Below are 1,441 nucleotides of genomic sequence, written 5' to 3' on the forward strand. Positions count from 1 at the left end.
GTAAGTATACTTGGAAGAAAAAGTGAAACTAATCTTAATTATTTTTATCTTGCTTCTAATAGCACTACCAATTTAAACGAAATGAATAATTTTATAAGGATTATGGATAGATATATCATTTTTATTAACAAAATAGATGCATTGCCTGACACTTATGCGCTTATGAAAATAGCCTTTAATGCTGATTATTTTCTTTTTAATTTAATCCCATTTGCTTCAAGCCTAGATAAAAACTTTATGTGTTCTATACCTCAAAAAGAACAGTTATTAGAAAATATGATTAATTCTTATAAAAAAATGAATTTATTATATAAAACAAAACTAAAAACCGAAATTCAAGAAATGATATACCCAACAATATATGAAGCAAAAAGATATAATTATTTCATAAATATTGCTAAAGGAAGATTAAATGCATGCGGAAAATAATTTAAGTCCTGAAGATAGACAAGGTATAGAAAATACTGTGCTTGCTAAAAAAGATATAATACCGGATTGGATAGCAAATTTTAATAGACAAGATATAGAAGATTTACAGAAAAAAATAGAAAATGCGAGTGAAGATGTTGGGAGATTTTCTAATATAGTCAATTCCTACTCCAAGCAATATCCTACTTTAGAACCAATAGCAAGAAAAATAAGAATAATAACCAAACCAACAGAAAACACTTTAAAAATTATGGATTATTCTTTAGAATATGTCCTTAATGGCGAAAGGTCGGTAGTTATTAAAGCTATAGCTGAAGGGGTTGAAACTATTGTTTATACAGTTGGTATTTCTGCGACTGCAATTGCAGCTGGAATTGTGAGTTTAGTTGGTATATTATGTCCAGATTCAGCACCTTTGGTAGCATTTGGTGCCTTTGTGATATTCACTAAAGGGGAGAAGCTGAGTTACTATATATCACAAAAAGCTAAAGAAATAATAATAAATTTTTTAAATCCAAAAATACAATATTTTCCACAAACTATCCATCTAGGCAATGGACAATATTATAAAAATGATAAAAATATAGATGAAATATTCAACAATATATACGAAGTCCTTGGTTTCTCCCTCTTCACTCCACGCCCCTACCCTAGCTATTCAAAACAATACGAACTTGCTCTAGCAAAGAAAAAAGAACTTATAACTAAAACAAGTATAGCTTCTACAACTTACAATTTTATAGATGAAGAATATTTAAAAAACATACAAGATTTAAAAGAACAAGAAAAAATCATTGAACAAGAAGAACAAAAATATCAATTTAATTTAAAACTTTATAAAGAAGATAATAGAATAAAAAATGAAATTTTTAATTCTTTATTTAAATCTTTAAATGAAAAGCTAAGCTTTCAATTAAAACAAGAAAGAAATACTTTTTTAAATTCCAATCAAAGCTTAAGTATTATTGCTAATAAACAATACCTACTAAAGACTTTAAACTTGCAAGATATT

Annotated in this window: 1 protein-coding gene and 1 pseudogene; both read left to right on the plus strand. The window is 26.6% G+C overall.

Going from position 1 to position 1,441, the window contains the following annotated elements; all coding sequences use genetic code 11:
* A pseudogene (locus CAMP5121_RS07970) lies at positions 1-429 on the plus strand (hypothetical protein); the annotation flags it as partial.
* A partial coding sequence (locus CAMP5121_RS07975; RefSeq protein WP_337215290.1) for a hypothetical protein occupies positions 413-1,441 on the plus strand: 1,029 nt, incomplete at its 3' end. The pseudogene CAMP5121_RS07970 and the gene CAMP5121_RS07975, both read left to right, overlap by 17 nt.

It is taken from the genome of Campylobacter sp. 2352 PW (genome assembly GCF_024723575.1).
In the GTDB taxonomy this organism is placed as follows: Bacteria; Campylobacterota; Campylobacteria; order Campylobacterales; family Campylobacteraceae; genus Campylobacter_D.